Origin of the sequence: Vibrio ichthyoenteri ATCC 700023 (genome assembly GCF_000222605.1) — a bacterium.
GTDB classification, from domain to species: domain Bacteria; phylum Pseudomonadota; class Gammaproteobacteria; order Enterobacterales; family Vibrionaceae; genus Vibrio; species Vibrio ichthyoenteri.
Window position 1 is genome coordinate 52504 of record NZ_AFWF01000319.1, and the last position, 20427, is coordinate 72930.

Consider the following 20427-nt stretch of genomic DNA (forward strand, 5'->3'; position numbering starts at 1 on the left):
TGAAGCGCTCTTCGAGCCAAGAATATTGCAAAGTAGTATCGATCTAACGGTTTAGGTAGGGTATGAGTTTTACACATCAATCCAGAGTTCTGGAGCTAGATAGTCAAATTGAGTTATTAGAGCGTTTACAGCTACTGACTCATTTTAACTCTAATTTTGTCAGTGTTTCTGGCGTAAGTGGCGCAGGTAAAACTTGGTTAGCCCAACGTTACCTAGAAGCTTGGGCTGACGAAAAAAACCAAGCCTTGTTGATGTGTCACCCGAATCAAAATGATGAGCAGCATCGTACGACGATATTGACTCAGCTTTTGTCTGAACCGTTATTCAACCCTGCTGATAACTTGGCGGAAAGTTTTACTCGCTGTATGGCGCATGAACCGTGTGATGTTGTCATTGTGGTTGATGATGCACATTTGTTGAGTGAAACCTTGGTTTCTGAATTGTGGCTATTGGCATTGCAAGCTCAGCGCCAAAGTCGTTGGAACCTCAATGTTATTCTATTTTCTGAGCCAAATCGGTTAGATGCGGTGTTAACTCGCTTAAGCCGAGGCCAAGAATTTCAACCGGTTGATTTGGACATTGATCCGCTTACCACACAAGAGGCCGGGCGTTTCTTTGAGCAACTGGTGATTCGATTTGTTGAAGATGACATGGAAAGACGGGTGCGCAACGCGTATCGCACTGTAGCGCGTCGTCCGGGATTGATTATGGCGTTAGGGGAACAGAAAGTGGAAAAACGGATTATTGTTCGCTCGATTGTAGGTTCACCGTTCAATATTGCTTTAGTTGTGCTGGTTTTGTTGTTGCTGATTTCTGGTGGTTATTGGTGGATGATGAGTCAGCCAACTCCAGGGGAAACCGCTGAAAAAATTACCGGACAAATTGAGCAAACGGCCATTCCGACGCTACAGCAACCTCAACCGGCAGTGAGCGAAGCCACTGACAGTGTTGATAATCAGTCACAACAAGCCAATCAAGATCTTAATGCCGATCCTGCGTTTGCTGGTGCAGAAGATGATTCAGCTGCGTTGCCACCTGAAGTTGTCGATACGCCAGAAAGTGTGGGGGTGATTGAAGATAACTCTCAACGAGTGGTGATCACTTCAGAAGTCGTGGATGCTTTATTGGAAAACGAACCAGAGCAAGCGGATACGACCGATATTGAACAAGTGGTTGATGATTCACGCGCTGAAGTTCCAATCGTCAGTGAAGCGACGCAACCGGCGACAATTTCCTTTTCTTTTGCCAAAGAAGAGCTCAATAGTTTTTCACCTCGTAGCTATACTTTGCAGTTAGCGGCGGTGAATAACTTAGCCGAAGCACAGAACTTTTTAAATCGTTACGATCTCGACGACAAAGTCTATGTCTACCCAGCACTGCGCAGTGGCGTTGAGTGGTATATCATCACGTACGACAACTTTCCGACGATCCAGTTAGCGCGTGATGCTGTGGTGCAACTCCCTGAAGCGCTACAAAAACTGAGTCCTTGGGCGAAATCGCTCAATCAAGTTCAGCGTGAAATTGCTCGTAGCAACTAGTTCGAGAGAGGCTGAGTCGCTTTCTGCTCACTCAGCCGAATTGAGTACGCCAATCGCTTTGGGTATGGCGTGAAATATGTTACATTCCGCACCCTTAATTTGTGGTTGATAAATAGAGCAGTCAATGAAAAAGCAGCGTGCCTTCCTTAAATGGGCTGGTGGAAAATACGGATTAGTTGAAGATATTCAGCGTCATCTGCCTGAAGCACGCAAGTTGGTAGAACCGTTTGTTGGTGCGGGTTCAGTATTCTTGAACACCGATTATGACCAATATTTGCTGGCGGACATCAACCCAGACTTGATTAATCTCTACAATCTTCTTAAAGAAAATCCAGAAGATTATATCAACGAAGCCAAACGTTGGTTTATTGCTGATAATAACCGCAAAGAATTTTACTTAGATGTCCGCGCGCAGTTTAACCAAACTGATGACGTGATGTATCGCTCACTTGCCTTCTTATATATGAACCGTTTTGGTTTTAATGGCTTATGCCGTTACAACAAAAAAGGCGGCTTCAACGTGCCGTTTGGTTCGTATAAAAAACCTTATTTCCCAGAGAAAGAGCTGGAGTTTTTCGCCGAAAAAGCCAAGAAAGCCACTTTTGTTTGTGAAGGCTACCAAGAGACCTTTAAACGTGCGCGCAAAGGCAGCGTCGTTTACTGTGATCCTCCGTATGCACCACTTTCAACCACGGCTAACTTCACTTCGTACGCCGGCAATGGCTTCTCGTTAGATGATCAAGCGGCCTTGGCCAACGTGGCTGAAATGGCGGCAAAACAGCGCGGGATTCCAGTTCTGATCTCAAACCATGACACCACTTTAACTCGTCGCTTGTATCATGGTGCTGAGCTGAATGTAGTCAAAGTAAAACGTACTATTAGTCGTAATGGTGCAGGGCGTAATAAAGTCGATGAGTTATTGGCTCTGTTTCGTGCTGAGAACCATATCGAACTGGATACGGAAAGCAGCGGCGAATAAGCCCGACCACACATTTCTTTTAATACCTCTATCATCTGCCTGATCGCTTCGGTAGAATTGCGCCAAATTTACGCAATGATGCTAATTATTATAGAGGTCAGGTATGAAAGATTTCCTTATCGCTCCGTCGATTCTGTCTGCAGATTTTGCTCGTCTTGGTGAAGACGTAGATAAAGTTCTCGCAGCCGGCGCTGATGTTGTGCACTTCGATGTTATGGACAACCACTATGTGCCAAACCTGACTTTTGGTGCTCCAGTGTGTAAAGCGCTACGTGACTACGGCATTACTGCACCAATCGATGTACACCTAATGGTGAAACCGGTTGATAGCATCGTACCTGACTTTGCTAAAGCAGGCGCGAGCATGATCACTTTCCATATTGAAGCGTCTGATCACGTTGATCGCACCCTACAATTGATCAAAGAGCACGGCTGTAAAGCTGGCGTGGTGCTAAACCCTGCAACGCCACTAGCACACCTTGAATACATCATGGATAAGGTTGATATGATCTTATTGATGTCAGTAAATCCAGGCTTTGGTGGCCAATCCTTCATTCCAAATACTCTCGACAAACTGCGCGCTGTGCGCAAAATGATCGATGAATCTGGTCGCGATATTCGTCTAGAGATCGATGGCGGCGTGAAAGTTGACAACATTCGTGAGATCGCAGAAGCGGGCGCAGATATGTTTGTTGCTGGTTCTGCAATTTTCAGCCAGCCAGATTACAAGCAAGTGATCGATGAAATGCGCGCAGAATTAGCCAAAGCAAAGTAATTGAGCCAGCAGTAGGATAGAGCATTGAAAGAGTTAAAACTGATCGCCTTTGATCTTGATGGCACCTTATTAGACAGTGTGCCAGATCTTGCCGTTGCCGCCGATCAAGCGGTACAAGCGCTTGGTTTTGCGTCGGTGAGTGAAGAGCAAGTACGAGACTATGTAGGTAATGGTGCCGATATCTTAATTGGCCGAGCTTTGAGTCAAAGCCTCACCATTAACCCAGAACTTAGCCCAGAGCTTTTAGCTGAAGGCCGAGTATTGTTTGATGATTTTTATGATAAGAGTGGCCACAAGCTTAGCCATCTTTACCCTGCGGTAAAAGAGACTTTGGCCCAACTGCAACAAGCAGGCTTTACCTTAGCATTGGTCACCAATAAACCGTCTAAGTTTGTGCCCGATGTCTTGGCCAAACATGACATCGCCAAATACTTCAGTGATGTGTTGGGTGGTGATGCTTTCCCAGAGCGTAAACCAAACCCAGTCGCGCTTAACTGGCTGATGGAAAAACATGGTTGCACGGCGAATGAAATGCTGATGGTTGGTGATTCGAAAAACGACATCTTAGCGGCGAAAAACGCCGGTTGTCATTCGTTTGGCCTGACTTACGGCTATAACCACGGTGAAGCTATTTCAGTCTCAGAGCCAGATTTTGTCGCGGATAACATCGCAGAATTACTCGAAGTGATCGCTGTTTCTGCTTAAGCGCAACAAAAGATCTTTCAAAATACTTATCAATGAGTACACTGAGAAAACCGTCCAGCTTAAGGCTGGGCGGTTTTCTATTTTATCTATCAAGAATTCAAAGGAATCCATCCATGAGCAAGCCCATCGTATTGAGTGGCGTTCAACCATCAGGTGAACTAAGTATCGGTAACTACTTGGGTGCTCTACGTCAATGGCAACAGATGCAAGATGATTACGATTGCCAATACTGCGTGGTTGACCTGCATGCGATTACGGTTCGTCAAGATCCGAAAGCTCTGCATGAAGCAACGTTAGACGCATTAGCAATCTGTCTTGCTGTTGGTGTTGACCCACAGAAGAGCACGCTATTTGTTCAGTCACATGTACCAGAGCACGCTCAACTTGGTTGGCTTCTTAACTGCTATACCCAAATGGGCGAACTGAGCCGTATGACTCAGTTTAAAGATAAGTCAGCGCGCTACGCGAACGACGTCAATGCTGGCCTATTTGGTTACCCAGTCTTAATGGCTGCAGACATTCTTTTGTATGGTGCGCATCAAGTACCAGTGGGCAACGACCAAAAGCAACATCTTGAGTTGGCTCGTGATATTGCGACGCGTTTTAACAATATTTACTGCCCTGAAGCACCAATCTTCCAAGTGCCAGAACCGTACATTCCACAAGTGAATGCACGTGTAATGAGCCTACAAGATGCGACCAAGAAAATGTCAAAATCAGATGATAACCGTAAGAACGTTATTACTCTGCTTGAAGAGCCTAAGTCGATCATCAAGAAGATCAACAAAGCGCAAACCGATGCTGAAACGCCACCACGTATTGCCAGCGATTGGGAAAACAAAGCGGGTATCTCAAACTTGATGAGTCTGTACTCGGCTGCAACAGGTATGAGTTTCGCAGAGATTGAAGCGAAGTACCAAGGCGTAGAAATGTACGGCCCATTTAAGAAAGATGTGGGTGAAGCTTTGGTGACAATGCTTGAGCCGATTCAAGCTGAATACCACCGTATTCGCGCTGATCGTGCTTATATGGATCAAGTGATGAAGCAAGGTGCAGAAAAAGCCTCAGCTCGCGCAGCCGTGACATTGAAGAAAGTTTATGAAGCGGTAGGTTTTGTTACCCGCCCATAAGCGGGCCAATTAAGTTAGTTGATTAATTAATATTTAAGGCCAGCGGAATGCTGGCCTTTTTTATATGATCCATATCAGTCGTCTATCGGCAGACGATAAGTTTTACTTTGCCTTTGTGGCGCACTATTGCACAATACGCCTCCAAGAAGTGGAGAGCTGTATTTCTGTCATGTTGCTGATCATCGATAACTACGATTCGTTTACCTACAACCTATACCAATATTTTTGCGAGCTTGGCGCGGAAGTGCAGGTAGTGCGAAACGATAAAATTGATTTGGCGGGCATAGAAGAGCTGCAACCAACGCATCTGGTGATTTCGCCGGGACCATGCACTCCGAATGAAGCGGGCATCTCATTGGCCGCAATTGAACATTTTGCCGGTAAGTTACCGATCTTAGGTGTTTGCCTTGGACATCAAGCCATTGCTCAAGTATTTGGTGCTGAAGTGGTGCGTGCTCGACAAGTGATGCATGGTAAGACATCGCCTATCCGTCATACTGGCCGCAGTGTGTTTCAAGGTTTAAATAATCCTCTCACCGTAACGCGTTATCACTCATTAGTGGTTAAAGAAGCGTCGTTGCCCGATTGTTTTGAATTGACAGCTTGGACTGAATTTGAAGATGGCAGCATGGATGAGATTATGGGTTATCAGCATAAAACCTTACCAATTGATGCGGTACAATTTCACCCTGAATCGATCAAAACCGAACAAGGTCATCAATTGCTGGCCAACTTTCTTGCTCGTTAGTCCTCTCTGATCTCTTGGTCGTCATATTTTTCTCTGCCGATAAAGGCGGAGTTAGATCACCTTTCTTAACATTGATCTCGGTTAGCTCCTGATCGAGTTAGTTTGCAAAACTATGCGTTTATAACGTTTGGTCTTTTTCCGCGCTGAGCATCACAAACGATCACCATCATTAAATCCCTTGTTATAACAATCATAATAATAAATCGCTTCAATCTTATGGCTTAGTAGTGCATAAATACTCATCTATAGTGAGGATTATTAATGCTCGATAACAGCAAAAAGCATAAACCACTATTGAAAAGGTTAATTAAATGTAAATACAATACTGTATTAGTCAATGTGCAATATAAACGCTTATTTCTATACTTATAAGTAGGTGTTGTGATAGCACTCGAAGGATGCTCGAGCTGCATTGGCATGCGGTAGTAAGAGGGAATGTGCGATGACGGAAGAGATAAAAGTGCAACGTGGCTTATTTGATGAGGTGATGGTGCCTTGTTATAGCCCGATGGAAATGATTCCAGTGAAAGGCAAGGGTGCTCGTGTTTGGGATCAACAAGGCAACGAATATATTGATTTTGCTGGCGGTATTGCGGTGAGTTGTTTAGGTCATTGCCACCCTTCGATGGTCAAGGCATTGACTGAACAAGGGCAGAAGCTATGGCATCTCAGTAATGTTATGACCAATGAGCCGGCATTACGTTTGGCCAAAAAACTCACCGATTTGTGTTTTGCCGATAAAGTCTTCTTTGCCAACTCTGGTGCGGAAGCCAATGAAGCCGCTTTAAAATTAGCGCGTCGCTATTCCGCTGATGTTTATGGTGCGGAAAAATCAGAGATTATTGCCTTTAAACAGGGTTTTCATGGCCGCACCTTCTTTACCGTAACAGTGGGTGGGCAGGAAGCTTATTCCGATGGCTTTGGCCCAAAACCCGGCGACATTACTCACCTTCCATACAATGATGTTGAAGCGCTACGTCAGCATGTTTCGTCGCGTACTTGTGCGATTATGATGGAGCCTTTACAAGGTGAAGGCGGGATCATTGAACCGACTGAGGAGTTTATTCAAGCGGTTCGCGAGGTCTGCCAACAGCACAACGCGCTATTGATTTTTGATGAAGTGCAAACCGGCAACGGCCGTACTGGCCACTTTTATGCGTATCAAGGCTTAGGCATTACGCCAGATATTTTAAGTACGGCTAAGTCGCTCGGTGGCGGTTTTCCTATCGGAGCGATGCTGACCAGCAATAAACTGGCTGAGCATCTTAAAGTCGGTACACATGGTTCAACCTATGGTGGTAATCCTCTCGCGTGTGCGATCGCCGAAGCGGTTGTTGATGTGGTTAGTCAGCCAGAAACATTGGCAGGTGTCGCTGAGCGTGAAGCGCTATTTCGTCAAGGATTGACTAAGATTAATGATAAGTACCAAATATTTAGTGAAATTCGTGGTAAAGGGTTGTTACTTGGCGCCGCATTAAACGAACAATGGCAAGGCCGTGCTCGTGATGTATTGGTCGCGGCAGGTGAGCAAGGGCTAATGGTATTAGTCGCGGGACCAAACGTAGTGCGTTTTACTCCTTCGCTAGTGATTAGCCATCAAGATATTGCACAAGGATTGGAAAAACTGGAGATCGCTATCGCTTCGCTGGTCAAATAATATCGCAATAGCTGAGGCTAGCAATTAGGCTGGCCTCATATCAATCAGTAATAATGAGCAGTGACTCGTTGTGATTGGTATCAATGCATCAGGAGGGATTTTCGATGCTGGTTGTTCGTCCTATCTCTATGTCAGATTATGATGCGCTTCATACCTGTGCGGTGGAATCCGGCCACGGCTTTACATCGTTGCCAGTGAATGAAGAACTGCTGACTAATCGTATTACCCACTCAGAATACAGTTTTGCCAAACCGAATGTGACCGCACCGGGCGATGAAGGCTACCTGATGGTTGGCTTTGATAGTGATAGCGGTGAAGTCGCAGGTTGTACCGGGATCGAAGCTGCCATCGGTTGGGATGTACCATTCTATTCCTATCACATCAGTACCATCGTACATTCCTCGCCAAAGTTGGGTGTAAATAACGTGGTAAAACTGCTGACGTTTGGCAATAACTACACCGGTTGCAGTGAAATTTGCACCTTGTTCTTACGCCCTAAATTTCGCGGTGGCAATAATGGCCGGTTGATGTCGAAATGCCGCTTTCTGATGATGGCAGAACACCCGCATCGTTTCTCTAAAACCGTGTTTGCTGAAATGCGTGGCGTCTCCGATGAAGAGGGCAATTCCCCGTTTTGGCAATGGTTGCAAGAGCACTTCTTCTCGATTGATTTTACCTTAGCCGATTATCTTACGGGGATTGGTAAGAAGGGATTTATCGCTGATCTGATGCCCAAGCTACCCATCTATGTCAATTTACTGAGTAAAGAGGCGCAGGCAGTTATAGGCCAAGTGCATGACAACACCAAACCCGCGTTGCGTCTACTGGAGAAAGAAGGCTTTACCTGCCGTAACTATGTCGACATTTTTGATGGTGGTCCAAGCGTGGAGTGTGATCGTGAGAATATCGAATCGGTACGTCATTCTTTTCGCGCTCAAGTGCACATTGATCAGCACGCCAGTGCGCAGCACTTTTTGATCAGTAACACCTCATTTGAAGACTTTCGTGCCGTGGCTGAAAAAGCGGCCTTCGACCAAGCTACCAACCGAGTGATTGTCACTGCGGCTGTGGCAAATGCATTGCAAGTAAAACAGGGTGATAACGTACGCTTGCTTCCTCTATAAAGCTTATCGACTTAAAAGGAATGGTTATGTCACATTGGATTGCAGGACAATGGATCGCAGGTCAAGGTGAGCCGATGAATTCAGTCAGCCCCTATAATGGCGAGGTGATTTGGCAAAGCGATAGCGCAAGTGCGGCTCAAGTTGACGCTGCGGTCTCTGCTGCTCGCAACGCCTTTATGACATGGAGAAATACCCCCTTCGCCGAGCGTGAAGCCTTGGTGTTACGCTTTGCGGAATTGGTCAAACAACAGGCCGAGTCGATTGCCGAAGTGATCGCTAAAGAAACCGGGAAACCCATGTGGGAGACGCGTACTGAAGCGGCTGCGATGGCGGGTAAGATTGCACTATCTATTGCCGCTTATCATGATCGAACTGGAGAGAAAAAGCGCGAAGCGGCGGGAAATCAAATTGTGTTACGTCATCGACCTCTCGGCGTGATGGCGGTGTTTGGGCCGTATAACTTTCCTGCGCATTTGCCTAATGGACATATCGTGCCAGCACTACTGGCAGGTAATACCGTGGTATTCAAACCGTCAGAGCAAACCCCGGCTACTGGGGAGTTGGCGATGAAATTATGGCAACAAGCGGGCTTGCCTGATGGCGTGATTAACTTGGTACAAGGTGGGCGTGAAACCGGCGTTGCCTTGGCGGAATCAAAGGGTATTGATGGTCTGCTGTTTACCGGTAGCGCCAATACAGGTCATTTGCTGCATCGGCAATTTGCCGGTCAGCCAGAGAAGATGCTAGCGCTGGAGATGGGGGGCAATAACCCGATGGTGATTTCGCCTCACTATGGCGAGGTGGATGCTGCGGTTTATACCATTATTCAATCGGCTTTTATCAGCGCAGGACAACGCTGTACGTGTGCTCGCAGGCTTTACTTACCAGCGGGTAAAAATGGCGATGTGCTGCTGGATAAGTTAATCAGTGCAACCAAGAACATTGTAATGGATCAACCGTTTGCTGAACCTGCGCCATTTATGGGGCCGCAGATTTCACCGGCTGCAGCCCAAAGTATTTTAGCCGCTCAAAGTCATCTAAAGTCGCTCGGAGGAAAAAGCTTACTTGCGGCGAGTGGCGGCCGAGCAGCGTTTATTTCTCCGGGGATTATTGATGTGACGGAGATTACGCAACTACCGGATGAGGAGTACTTTGGGCCTCTGCTGCAAGTGATTCGTTATCAAACCTTACAGCAAGCGGTGGAGCTTGCGAACGATAGTCGCTTTGGTCTTTCTGCAGGATTGATCACGACTCAAGATAGTGAGTGGGATTATTTTGTTGAGCACATTCGCGCCGGTATCGTGAATCGCAATCGCCCTTTGACTGGTGCTAGTGGTGATGCGCCATTTGGTGGCCCAGGTGCATCGGGAAATTTAAGGCCGAGCGCGTACTATGCGGCCGATTATTGTGCCTATCCAATGGCCTCAATTGAAGGTCGAGAGACACAATTACCTGAGACGCTAAGTCCAGGATTATTCATTTAAAAGCTTACTATCAAAGAAAGGCCAGAGAAATTACTCCACTGGCCTTTTCTTTAACTACACTAATAATCCCCATTAAGAATCTGCGATACAAAAAGAATTCCAAGGAGGCGTTATGACGCCAGATGTACTGTTTGAATCATTGTGGAATGATTATATTGAACGCTTGTGCCCGTCAGCTGGAAACATACACAAACTCCTACAACAAAGTGATGCGTTGATTAACGATCATATTGCTTTAAGAACCTTCAATATTACCCCTGTTAACCTCGAGGTATTGGCGCAGCCATTTATCGCTTTGGGTTATCAAGCTGGTGGTGACTATCTGTTTGAAAGCAAGAAACTGGTGGCGAAGCATTATGAGCATCCGGACCCTACACAACCGAAGGTGTTCATCAGTGAGCTTAAAGTGGAAGAGTGTTCGCCCAGATTGCAACAGATCGTGCAACAGTTGGTGGAACAAGTGACGCCACAAGAGATGCAAGGTGAGGCTTTCTTATATGGTGGTAGACCTTGGCAGCTCAGTCACAATGAATATTTATTGTTAGCCGAGGAGAGTGAGTACGCTGCTTGGTTGGCTGCTCATGGTTACGGTGCCAATCATTTCACGGTTAGCGTTAACCAATTAGAACAGTTTGAGCAGGTGCAGCAGGTTAATGATCATCTTGCTGCGGTTGGTTTTGTCATCAACCAGGCGGGCGGTGAAGTGAAAGGCTCTCCTGACGTGTTATTAGAGCAATCTTCAACCATGGCAGATAAGGTGCAAGTTGAGTTCGATGATGGCGTGGTACTCATACCGGGTGGCTTTTATGAATTTGCTAAGCGCTATCCGATGGATAATGGCGAGTTGTACCGTGGCTTTGTTGCGGCGTCAGCGGATAAGATATTTGAGAGTACCAACTCGTAAACGAAGGGACTTCGTTTGAGATTGTAGAAAGGGGAGTCGAGTGGGGTTTCTTGGCTCTAAAATCTCGTTTCTTACTCTTAGCTTCTCAACTCTTAAATAAAGAAAAAGCCACCCGAAGGTGGCTTTATAAATTTTGCTTAATTCATGTGAATTAACGCGTACCGTAAACAACGATAGTCTTACCGTGAGCAGAGATTAGATTCTGCTCTTCTAGCATCTTCAAGATACGACCTACCGTCTCACGAGAACAGCCAACAATCTGACCGATCTCTTGACGAGTGATCTTGATTTGCATGCCATCTGGGTGAGTCATTGCATCAGGTTGTTTTGCTAGGTTTAGTAGCGTTTGTGCAATACGGCCAGTTACATCAAGGAAAGCAAGGTCACCAACTTTTTGGCTAGTCACTTGCAGGCGACGAGCCATCTGTGAAGACAGACGCATAAGAATATCAGGATTTACCTGAATCAACTGGCGGAATTTTTTGAACGAGATTTCCGCTACTTCACAAGGAGACTTGGCACGAACCCAAGCGGTACGCTCTTGGTCTTCTTCAAATAGACCAAGCTCACCGATGAAATCACCTTGGTTTAGGTAAGAAAGGATCATCTCCTTACCTTCTTCATCTTTAATAAGTACTGCAACAGAACCTTTAACAATGTAGTACAAAGTTTCTGCTTTCTCGCCCGCATGAATTAGCGTGCTTTTTGATGGGTACTTATGAATATGACAGTGTGAAAGGAACCACTCTAATGTTGGATCGGTTTGAGGTTTACCTAGAACCATAATATCTCACTTCCTCTGCAGGGTACGCTTGCTGCTTTCCATAATTTAGCTGGGCCCGAAATCGGGATAACTAGGCCATGAGCACTAGAATAGTGCTGCAAGCTATCTTGTGTTTCGGTTACAAATAGTATCCTTTTTCCAGAACGATTTCTTGATTTTAATCGGGTCCGAGATGCTATTTCCTAAGCAAAAACGTGCACATGATCACGGTATGAAAAGTAATCGTGTTTGTATACACCCAAGTGACATCAAAATGCAGACTTCACAGTGTTGTCACCGCTGCGTCTGCAAAGCATGGCATTTCGTTGAAACTCACATCTTGAAGTGACTTGGGCCTAAATCGTTTTAGCCAATTTTTCCGGTTTCTATCAATTGCTGGAGGATCGGTCTGACGATCAACTCCATGGCAAAACTCATTTTACCACCTGGCACCACTAAGGTGTTGTGGCGTGACATGAATGAGCCATCTATCATGGCTAATAGGTAGGGGTAGTCAACGTTTTTAAAACCACGTAGGCGAATGACCACAAAGCTTTCATCTAAGCTTGGAATGCCCTTCGCATCTAGCGGGTTTGAAGTATCAACGGTTGGGACACGTTGAAAATTAATATGGGTACGTGAAAATTGTGGGGTGATGTAATTGAGGTAATCGTCCATTGAGCGAACAATAGAATCCATTACCGCTTCCTTTGAATGACCTCTATCGCGAGTATCGCGAACAAATTTTTGAATCCATTCAAGGTTCACAATCGGGACCATGCCAATCAAAAAATCGACATGCTGGGCGACATTGATATCACCATCAACGACGCCACCATGCAGCCCCTCATAAAACAGCACGTCACTATTTTCAGGTAGCTCTTGCCAAGGTGTAAAGGTGCCAGGCATCTGATTATAGGGAACCGCTTCATCGAAGGTATGCAGATAGCGGCGGATTTTTCCTGTGCCATCTTGACCGTATTGATGAAAGAATTCTTTCAGTCCAGGGAAGTCGTTGGCTTGAGGGCCAAAGTAACTAATGTGTCTGCCTTGTTCGCGCGCTTTACGTATTTCCACATCCATTTCTGGGCGAGTAAATCGGTGAAAGCTATCACCTTCAACCCAAGCAGGCTTGATGTCCATCATATTGAACATCTTACGGAAGGCTTCAGAAGTAGTTGTCGTTCCGGCGCCAGAAGAACCGGTTACTGCGATGATTGGATGCTTTGCTGACATGACAAACCTTGTCTAGTGATAACGTTCCTGTGATTACTCGAACTTAACCTTGGTGTGTGACAAGCAAGTTAAGTTCGAAAAGCATTACAGTTTGGACGCATCAATATAACATGATTTAACCTTTTCGTATCGTATTAAGTGAGCGCTTCACGGCAATGACGATGAGAGAAAAAGTACCTCAGCTAGAATTTGTGACGTAATTGCACATCAACCGTTTCATGCAGTTCTGAATATACGATCACCGCTTCTCCCGTCTCGAGTTGACGCTTAACTTGGTCGATTTTGTCTTGCACAGATATTTCAATTTCGCCGTAGTCAGTGCCTTCTCTCAAGACAAATTCTTTAAGCAAACTTTCCAGAGTTTCAGGCGCAATTTGTTGCCAAGGAACAATCATAAATACCTCGTTATTTTATGATCTTGTATCGGTGAGACTCGATTATGCCGTTTTTAGTCCCTGATAGTAAGCAGGCAGCATTTCTTCTAACCAAAAGCGGGGGTTCATTAAGCTGCCAGTGACAAATCCCACGTGTCCGCCTTTTTCAAATAAGCGATAGTGAATATTCTCCGGTAGCACAAAATGCGGAATCACGGCATCGGTCATAAATGGGTCGTCTTTGGCGTGAATGATCTGGGTTGGCAATTTGATTTGCTGTAGGCGATGAATCCCGGAGCAGCGCTGATAGTAATCGTCAGCATCTTGAAACCCGTGTAGTGGTGCGGTAATCAAATCATCAAAGTCATACAGTTTGGTTACGCGTTTTATCGATTGATAGGTAAGCCCCAGTTCGCCTTTTAACAAGTGGTGCTTACGTAGTGCATTGCGTTTGAGTGAACGCAGCAGGTAGGTCTTATAAACTTTAGAGAAACCTTGTTCGATACGCTCAGAGCAGGCGGAGAGATCGAGTGGTGCAGAAACAATGGAAGCAGCATCCAGTAATGGATCATCGGCGTATTGAGCTAAATAGTTGGCCAGCATATTGCCACCCAGCGAAATGCCGACCGCAACTTTGACACGCTCAGGGAACTGCTGATTGAGATACTCTAAGAAAAAACGCGCATCTTCGACTTCACCAGAATGATAGGCGCGTGGTAGACGATTAGGCTTACCACTACAACCGCGAAAATGCATCATTACCGATAGCCATCCATCTTTAGCAAAGGCATTCATCAATCCATTGGCATAGGGGCTATAAAAACACCCTTCTAGGCCATGGAACAACACAAAGAGAGGTTTCTCTTGTGCGGCCGTACTTTGGCTATCTTCACTCCAAGCTAAATCTAGGAAGTCACCATCTTGCGTATCGAGGGTTTGCCAAATAGGTTCAAACAACGCTTTTTTACGGATAAAGCGCGGAGCGAGTGTTTGAAGGTGCGGATTTGATATTCCGCTAGCAGCAGTAAAATGTGTCATAGGCGTCAGTCACTTTCTCTTGCGTCAAAATCTATCTCAAAAGGGTGTGCAAAGGTGGAGTACAAATGTTCTCCACCCAACTGACGACAGTAACGGAGCGTGAGAGCTTGTCCATCGGCCGCGTGCAGTGATAACTGGTTCACGCAGTCGACTAAATCGGATTGTTGCTGCTTCTCAAGCTGAAGCTCAAACTGCAACGCCTCGCGATAAAGCGTGTCGGCCAATGGTTGCTTGAGCTTACGCCTTAGCTCGCGAAAGCTATTGAGCAATGACTCTGAACGACCAAGGCATTCTTCGACCTTATGCCAATCCTGCTCGGCGATAGTGACTTGTTGTTCATCAAGCCACTTAAGTAACAATAGCAGGTTAACATTGCCTTTAAACTGATTCTGTAAATTTAAGCACGCCTGTTGTACTTCACGGACACTGTAGTACTGCAAACTGAATTGCCATAAGCGCTCAAGTGTTAGCGAAACCGGTACGTGCTCGATACTCATCAGTTATTGAACTCCTGTTCCATCTCTTCAAGCTCTTCTTGTAGAGCCATCCATTCCATTTCAGTCTCTTCTAAATCTGACTTACCACTGGCTTGTTGGGCGAGTACTTGAGTAAGTTTAGCTTTATTTTCGGCATCATACAGAGAGTTATCACTCAATTGCTCTTCCGCCTGTGCGATCACTTGGCCAAACTTATCCATTGCTTCTTCTAGCTTGGTGAGCTTTTTGCGGATCGGAGCTGTCAGGGTGCGAAATTCTGCTTCACGGCGTTTTTGCTCTTTTTTCGCTGCCGCACTGTTTTGGTTATCTTTAACCGGTTGCTCGGCTTGCGCTTCGCGACGCTCAACTTTTTGTTGTTCAGTGAGCCATTTATAGTAATCGGTCAGGTCACCATTAAATGGTGCTACTTGGCGATCATGCACCAGATAAAGATCGTCAGTGGTGGCGCGTAATAAGTAGCGGTCATGCGATACAATCACCATTGCGCCCTCAAAGGTTTGTAGAGCAAAAGTCAGCGCTTGACGCATGTCGAGATCTAAGTGGTTGGTCGGTTCATCGAGTAACAATAGGTTCGGTTTTTGCCATACCAGCAGTGCGAGAACCAGACGTGCTTTTTCACCGCCAGAGAATGGGGCAACTTTCTCTAGTGCTTTATCACCTTGAAAACCAAAACTGCCCAAGTAATCACGCAGTTGTTGCTCGGTATGCTTTGGTGCAATTTGCATCATGTGCTGCAGAGGCGTTTCCTCTGGATGCAATGTTTCCAATTGATGCTGTGCGAAGTAACCCATTTTGACGCCTTGTGAGTAGGTTAGCTCACCACCTTGTGGATTTAATTCACCTGAGAGCAATTTGATTAAGGTTGATTTACCGGCGCCGTTACGACCAAGCAAACCAATACGGCTGCCCGGCACGAGGTTAAGACGAATCTTCTCTAGAATCAGGTTGTCGCCATAGCCAGCGGAGACTTCATCCATCATCATAATTGGATTCGGTAGCGCATCAGGCTCACGGAACTCAAAGCTAAATGGGTTATCAAATTGTGCTGGTAGCACTTGTTCCATTTTTTCTAATGCTTTAATTCGACTTTGCGCTTGGCGCGCTTTCGACGCTTTGTAACGGAAACGATCGATATAGCTTTGCATGTGAGCCATTTGCTTTTGTTGCTTCTGGAACATGGCTTGTTGCAAGATCAGTTTCTGTGCACGTTGAGTTTCAAATGATGAATAGTTGCCGGTGTATTCATTCAACTGCTGGTTTTCAACGTGAATAATACGATTGACGATCGGATCGAGAAAGTCTCGGTCATGCGAGATCAACGCCAGCGTGCCCGGATAGTTTTGCAGCCAACGTTCTAACCACATGACCGCATCAAGATCTAAGTGGTTGGTTGGTTCATCGAGCAGTAATAGATCTGAACGGCAAAGTAGGGCTTGAGCGAGGTTCAAGCGCATACGCCAACCACCGGAGAACTGAGTTAAGTTCCAGCTCATTTGTTCTTGGCGGAAACCCAAACCATCCAGTAGTTCAGAAGCGCGAGCGCGAATGCTGTAACCACCGATAGTTTCGATTTTACCGTGTAACTCAGCAACCAGCGTGCCGTTATCGGCTAAATCTGCGTCAACCAGTTGCTGTTCTAAAGAGCGGTACTCACGATCGCCATCAATGACGTACTCTAATGCGGTTCGGTCAAGCGCCGGGGTTTCTTGTGCTACCCATGCTAATTCCCAGTGAGCAGGTTTGCTGAAGTTGCCAGCATCGGTAGATAGCTCATCTTTGATCAGAGCGAATAGGGTGGATTTACCACAACCGTTTTTACCCACCAAGCCGATCTTGTCGCCGGGATGGATCGTCGCCGAAGCGTTCTCAAGTAATGGCTTACCACCACGTAAGAGTTGAATGTCAGAAAAGGTGATCATAGTACTTTGCTTTATCTTTAATCGTTTCGCCACGCATAGTAGGAGGATTAACCGGAAAAGTCGATCGTTGCGTTTTCAGCTTTAACCGCGTATAACAAATTGATAACGAAAATGATAAGGCAGCTGTTCACGGAATGAATTTATCAGCCACTCCGAAGCCAAACGTAGCGAAAGCAAAAGTATTAGTCATTTACGCTCATCCGGAGTCTTCCACTTCTATCGCTAATCACGTGATGCTAAAAAAGATAGCCTCGCTTGAGCACGTCACTGTGCACGATCTTTACGCTCGCTACCCCGATTTTTTTATTGATGTCAACGCCGAGCACGAACTGCTGTTGGCGCATGATGTGATTGTCTTTCATCACCCAATGTATCTTTATTCCTGTCCAGCACTAATGAAAGAGTGGCTCGATAGAGTCTTAGGTAAAGGTTTTGCTTACGGCAATGAAAGCGCCTTGCAAGGTAAATATTGGCGCAGCGTCATTACTACCGGAGGTAAAGAAGATGCCTTTGGTGAGCATGGCTACAACAAGTATCCGCTCGAACAAATACTCCAGCCCTTTGAGTTAACCGCGGCATTGTGTCGCATGCAATGGATAGAGCCTTTGGTGCTTTACTGGGCGCGCAATGTTTCGGATATGGAGCGTTATCAACATGCGGAAAGCTATCGTCAATGGCTGAACAATCCGCTGCCGCACGACGTTTCGTCGCCGCAAGGAGGTGAGCATGGCGCTGGAAAGTGATTTTCTACAAAGTAGCGCGATCTTCTTAACTGCCGCAGTGGTCGCGGTGCCATTAGCACAACGCTTGGGTTTGGGGTCTGTGCTGGGCTATTTGCTGGCGGGTGTGGCGATTGGTCCGTGGGGTTTAGGCTTAATTCGAGATGTGGATGCGATTCTGCATTTTGCCGAATTTGGTGTTGTGCTGCTGCTGTTCTTAATTGGCCTAGAGTTGAACCCGAAAAAACTATGGCAAATGCGTGGCCCAATCCTTGGTTTAGGTGGGGCGCAAGTGCTAATCACGACCGCGCTGATTGCGGGGATCATTAATTTATTTGGTTTTACTTGGCAGATGAGCCTTGTTATCGGCATGGGCTTGGCGCTCTCTTCAACTGCCATCGCGTTAAGAGTGATTGATGAGCAGGGCCTTGCTGGCACCGAAACCGGACAGTCGGGATTCGCGGTGTTGTTATTCCAAGATATCGCCGTAATTCCTATGTTGGCTCTATTGCCGTTGCTCGCGGGCAACACCAGTGGCAATTGGTTAGATGGTCTGTGGATGCTGGTCGGTGTGACGGCATTATTGATTGGTGGCCACTTTTTATTACGGCCACTGTTTCGCTATGTGGTGATGAGTGGTGTGCGCGAGTTATTTACCGTCGCCGCTTTGCTGCTGGTGATTGGTATTGCGCTGGTGATGAAGCAATTGGGGCTATCGATGGCGCTCGGTGCCTTCTTAGCGGGGGTGTTATTGGCGGAAAGTGAATACCGCCATGAGCTCGAGATTGCGATTGAACCATTTAAAGGCTTGCTATTGGGGCTATTCTTTATCGCCGTCGGTATGGCCGTTAATCTCGGCTTATTAGCATTACATCCTTTCAAAATTCTTGCCTGCGTGATGGCGCTAGTGATGCTTAAAGCCTACACCCTCTACTTTCTCGCGCGTTTATATGGCAGTCGAGCCAAATCCCGCAGTCGCATTGCCGCCATTCTGAGTCAAGGTGGCGAGTTTGCGTTTGTCATTTTTACCGCTGCATTAGCGCAAGGGATCTTAACCGCAGAGCAAACCGCCTTCTTGTTGGTCGTGGTGAGCCTTTCGATGGTGACAACCCCTTTATTGTTGATGGGGCAGAAAAAATGGTATGCAAAACGACTAAATTTTGATGAAGAAGAAAGCATCAATACCGATGTGGTCGATAAGCAATCGCGCGTCATCATTGCCGGTTTTGGTCGTTTTGGTCAGATTGTCGGGCGCTTGTTGTACGCCAACAAGATTAAGTTAACGATTCTAGAAAGTGACGCTAGCCAAATTCGATTATTGCGTAAATATGGCTACAAGGTGTTTTATGGTGATGCGACCCAGTTGGAGTTGCTGCGTGCTGCAGGGGCTGATAAAGCGGAAGCTATCGTGATATGTACCGATTCGCCGGATGACATTATGAAAACGGTCGAGTTGTGCAAACAACATTTCCCCGTTTAAAAGTGTTAGCACGAGCTCGTAGCCGAGTGGAGGCTTATCAGTTGCTTAGCCATGGCGTGGATAAATATTCCCGAGAAACGTTTCTCGGCGCTTTGGATTTAGGTAAGTTGACCTTGATTGAATTGGGTATGCATCCATATCAGGCACAACGTTCAGAGGCGCACTTTCGCAAACTCGATAACGCGATGTTGAAGGAGCTGTTACCGCAGCACCATGAAGATAAGCAATTGGCGTTAAGAGCTAAAGAAGCACGCAAAGAGCTGGAAGAGATCTTTGGCCGTGAGATGGAAAACGATAAACAAGGTAAGCATTTTTGGGATTAAAGGCTCGCGTTGTTCGTTGGCCGGGATCTTAACCAATTAATGAGTTGATGAGAGTGACATGAAAAAACGATTTATCGCAGGCGCCAACTGTCCTAAGTGTCAGCAGCAAGATACGTTACGTTGGTGGATAGAGAATAATATTGAGTTGGTGGAGTGTGTTGATTGCGGCCATCAAGATCAGCGTAAGCCCGAGTCTGTAGAGAAAACTGAACACCAGAGTGAACAAATGATCGGCATTTTTAAACCGGACTGATTGAGTTTCTCGAATTGATCCCCATAATAGCAGGGTTATTGTTTTATTCTCCCTTCGAATTGGGGAGCTAATCGCCTTGGAGCAATTATGAAAATTGAAAAGAACGTAGTCGTAAGCCTAGCGTACCAACTGAAAGTAGAAGATGCAGTCGTTGATCAATCAACTGTTGATGCGCCACTAGATTACCTACACGGTAACAACAACCTAATCACTGGCCTTGAAAACGCGCTAGAAGGTAAAGTTGCTGGCGACAAATTCGAAGTAACTATTGCCCCTGAAGATGCATACGGTGAGCACAACGATGAACTTGTTCAACGTGTTCCAGCTGACGTATTCCAAGGTGTGGATGAAATCGAAGTGGGTATGCGTTTCCTAGCGGATACTGACCAAGGTCCAATCCCTGTAGAAATTACTGAAGTTGATGGCGACGAAGTAGTGGTTGATGGTAACCACATGCTTGCTGGCCAAACTCTGACTTTCGTTGTTGAAGTGGTAGCAATCCGCGAAGCAACTGAAGAAGAAATCGCACACGGTCATATTCACCAAGCTGGTGGCTGTGGTCATGACCACGATCACGAAGGTGGTTGCTGTGGTGGTGAAGACAAAGGCGACGACCACGAATGTTGTGGCGGCGGCGGTTGTGGTTCACACTAATCACGCGATATGATCTGAATAGATCAGCATAAATTGACTAGAGGCGTTGCTTGGAAACAAGCGGCGCCTTTTTTATCTGAGCGAGTTTGCGCCACAAGCAACTTGTTTGATGGCATTGGGTAAGGAG

Annotated in this window: 19 protein-coding genes and 1 pseudogene; 14 read left to right on the forward strand and 6 right to left on the reverse strand. The window is 46.2% G+C overall.

The genetic code is table 11. From position 1 onward, the window contains the following. Positions 1 to 62 precede the first annotated feature (62 nt). The 10 genes from RH85_RS21225 to RH85_RS21270 all read left to right on the forward strand — a co-directional run bounded on the left by RH85_RS21225 (position 63) and on the right by RH85_RS21270 (position 11044). Positions 63 to 1538 carry an SPOR domain-containing protein gene (locus tag RH85_RS21225; protein ID WP_006714793.1) on the forward strand — a complete coding sequence of 492 codons (1476 nt, stop codon included), beginning with the start codon at positions 63 to 65 and terminating at the stop codon, positions 1536 to 1538. 124 nt (positions 1539 to 1662) lie between these two features. After that, positions 1663 to 2517, forward strand: coding sequence for a Dam family site-specific DNA-(adenine-N6)-methyltransferase (locus RH85_RS21230; RefSeq protein WP_006714794.1), 855 nt, complete (start codon positions 1663 to 1665; stop codon positions 2515 to 2517). A 103-nt stretch (positions 2518 to 2620) separates the two neighbouring features. Next, positions 2621 to 3292, forward strand: coding sequence for a ribulose-phosphate 3-epimerase (rpe, locus tag RH85_RS21235; RefSeq protein WP_006714795.1), 672 nt, complete (start codon positions 2621 to 2623; stop codon positions 3290 to 3292). Between the two features lie 24 nt (positions 3293 to 3316). Continuing rightward, positions 3317 to 3997 carry a phosphoglycolate phosphatase gene (locus tag RH85_RS21240; RefSeq protein WP_006714796.1) on the forward strand — a complete coding sequence of 227 codons (681 nt, stop codon included), beginning with the start codon at positions 3317 to 3319 and terminating at the stop codon, positions 3995 to 3997. A gap of 113 nt (positions 3998 to 4110) precedes the next feature. Next, positions 4111 to 5127 carry a tryptophan--tRNA ligase gene (gene trpS, locus RH85_RS21245; protein WP_006714797.1) on the forward strand — a complete coding sequence of 339 codons (1017 nt, stop codon included), beginning with the start codon at positions 4111 to 4113 and terminating at the stop codon, positions 5125 to 5127. Positions 5128 to 5296: 169 nt separating this feature from the next. Beyond that, positions 5297 to 5875 carry an aminodeoxychorismate/anthranilate synthase component II gene (locus tag RH85_RS21250; protein ID WP_006714798.1) on the forward strand — a complete coding sequence of 193 codons (579 nt, stop codon included), beginning with the start codon at positions 5297 to 5299 and terminating at the stop codon, positions 5873 to 5875. A 442-nt stretch (positions 5876 to 6317) separates the two neighbouring features. Next, positions 6318 to 7532 (forward strand): aspartate aminotransferase family protein, encoded by a 1215-nt coding sequence (locus RH85_RS21255; RefSeq protein ID WP_006714799.1) that lies wholly within the window; start codon positions 6318 to 6320, stop codon positions 7530 to 7532. A gap of 104 nt (positions 7533 to 7636) precedes the next feature. After that, positions 7637 to 8656 (forward strand): arginine N-succinyltransferase, encoded by a 1020-nt coding sequence (astA, locus tag RH85_RS21260; protein ID WP_006714800.1) that lies wholly within the window; start codon positions 7637 to 7639, stop codon positions 8654 to 8656. Between the two features lie 26 nt (positions 8657 to 8682). Beyond that, positions 8683 to 10140, forward strand: coding sequence for a succinylglutamate-semialdehyde dehydrogenase (astD, locus tag RH85_RS21265; protein WP_006714801.1), 1458 nt, complete (start codon positions 8683 to 8685; stop codon positions 10138 to 10140). 112 nt (positions 10141 to 10252) lie between these two features. Further along, positions 10253 to 11044: a DUF1338 domain-containing protein gene (locus RH85_RS21270; RefSeq protein ID WP_006714802.1), complete on the forward strand. Its 792-nt coding sequence runs from the start codon at positions 10253 to 10255 to the stop codon at positions 11042 to 11044. Between the two features lie 151 nt (positions 11045 to 11195). Here the strand turns inward: RH85_RS21270 and crp are convergent, their stop codons facing one another. The 6 genes from crp to RH85_RS21300 form a co-directional block, all read right to left on the reverse strand. After that, the gene (crp, locus tag RH85_RS21275) at positions 11196 to 11828 is read right to left on the reverse strand and encodes a cAMP-activated global transcriptional regulator CRP (protein WP_005597159.1); all 633 of its coding nucleotides are present in this window, start codon (positions 11826 to 11828) and stop codon (positions 11196 to 11198) included. A 345-nt stretch (positions 11829 to 12173) separates the two neighbouring features. After that, positions 12174 to 13043, reverse strand: coding sequence for a phosphoribulokinase (locus RH85_RS21280; protein WP_006714803.1), 870 nt, complete (start codon positions 13041 to 13043; stop codon positions 12174 to 12176). A 182-nt stretch (positions 13044 to 13225) separates the two neighbouring features. Further along, positions 13226 to 13438, reverse strand: coding sequence for a YheU family protein (locus tag RH85_RS21285; RefSeq protein ID WP_006714804.1), 213 nt, complete (start codon positions 13436 to 13438; stop codon positions 13226 to 13228). Positions 13439 to 13480: 42 nt separating this feature from the next. Next, positions 13481 to 14455: a hydrolase gene (locus RH85_RS21290; protein WP_006714805.1), complete on the reverse strand. Its 975-nt coding sequence runs from the start codon at positions 14453 to 14455 to the stop codon at positions 13481 to 13483. A gap of 5 nt (positions 14456 to 14460) precedes the next feature. Next, positions 14461 to 14952 carry a TIGR02444 family protein gene (locus tag RH85_RS21295; RefSeq protein ID WP_006714806.1) on the reverse strand — a complete coding sequence of 164 codons (492 nt, stop codon included), beginning with the start codon at positions 14950 to 14952 and terminating at the stop codon, positions 14461 to 14463. Then, the gene (locus RH85_RS21300; RefSeq protein ID WP_006714807.1) at positions 14952 to 16871 is read right to left on the reverse strand and encodes an ABC transporter ATP-binding protein; all 1920 of its coding nucleotides are present in this window, start codon (positions 16869 to 16871) and stop codon (positions 14952 to 14954) included. Before RH85_RS21300 ends, RH85_RS21295 begins: the two co-directional genes overlap by 1 nt. Positions 16872 to 17005: 134 nt before the next feature. Here RH85_RS21300 and kefG point away from each other — a divergent pair, with 134 nt between their 5' ends. From kefG to slyD, 4 genes and pseudogenes are all read left to right on the forward strand, one after another. Then, positions 17006 to 17614, forward strand: coding sequence for a glutathione-regulated potassium-efflux system ancillary protein KefG (gene kefG / locus RH85_RS21305; RefSeq protein WP_006714808.1), 609 nt, complete (start codon positions 17006 to 17008; stop codon positions 17612 to 17614). Further along, positions 17598 to 19393 (forward strand): annotated as a pseudogene (gene kefB, locus RH85_RS21310) (glutathione-regulated potassium-efflux system protein KefB). Before kefG ends, kefB begins: the two are co-directional and overlap by 17 nt. 58 nt (positions 19394 to 19451) lie before the next feature. Continuing rightward, entirely contained in the window at positions 19452 to 19646 is a 195-nt protein-coding gene (locus RH85_RS21315) for a YheV family putative zinc ribbon protein (protein ID WP_006714809.1), read from the forward strand. Positions 19647 to 19733: 87 nt separating this feature from the next. Continuing rightward, positions 19734 to 20300: a peptidylprolyl isomerase gene (gene slyD, locus RH85_RS21320; RefSeq protein WP_006714810.1), complete on the forward strand. Its 567-nt coding sequence runs from the start codon at positions 19734 to 19736 to the stop codon at positions 20298 to 20300. Positions 20301 to 20427: the final 127 nt, after the last annotated feature.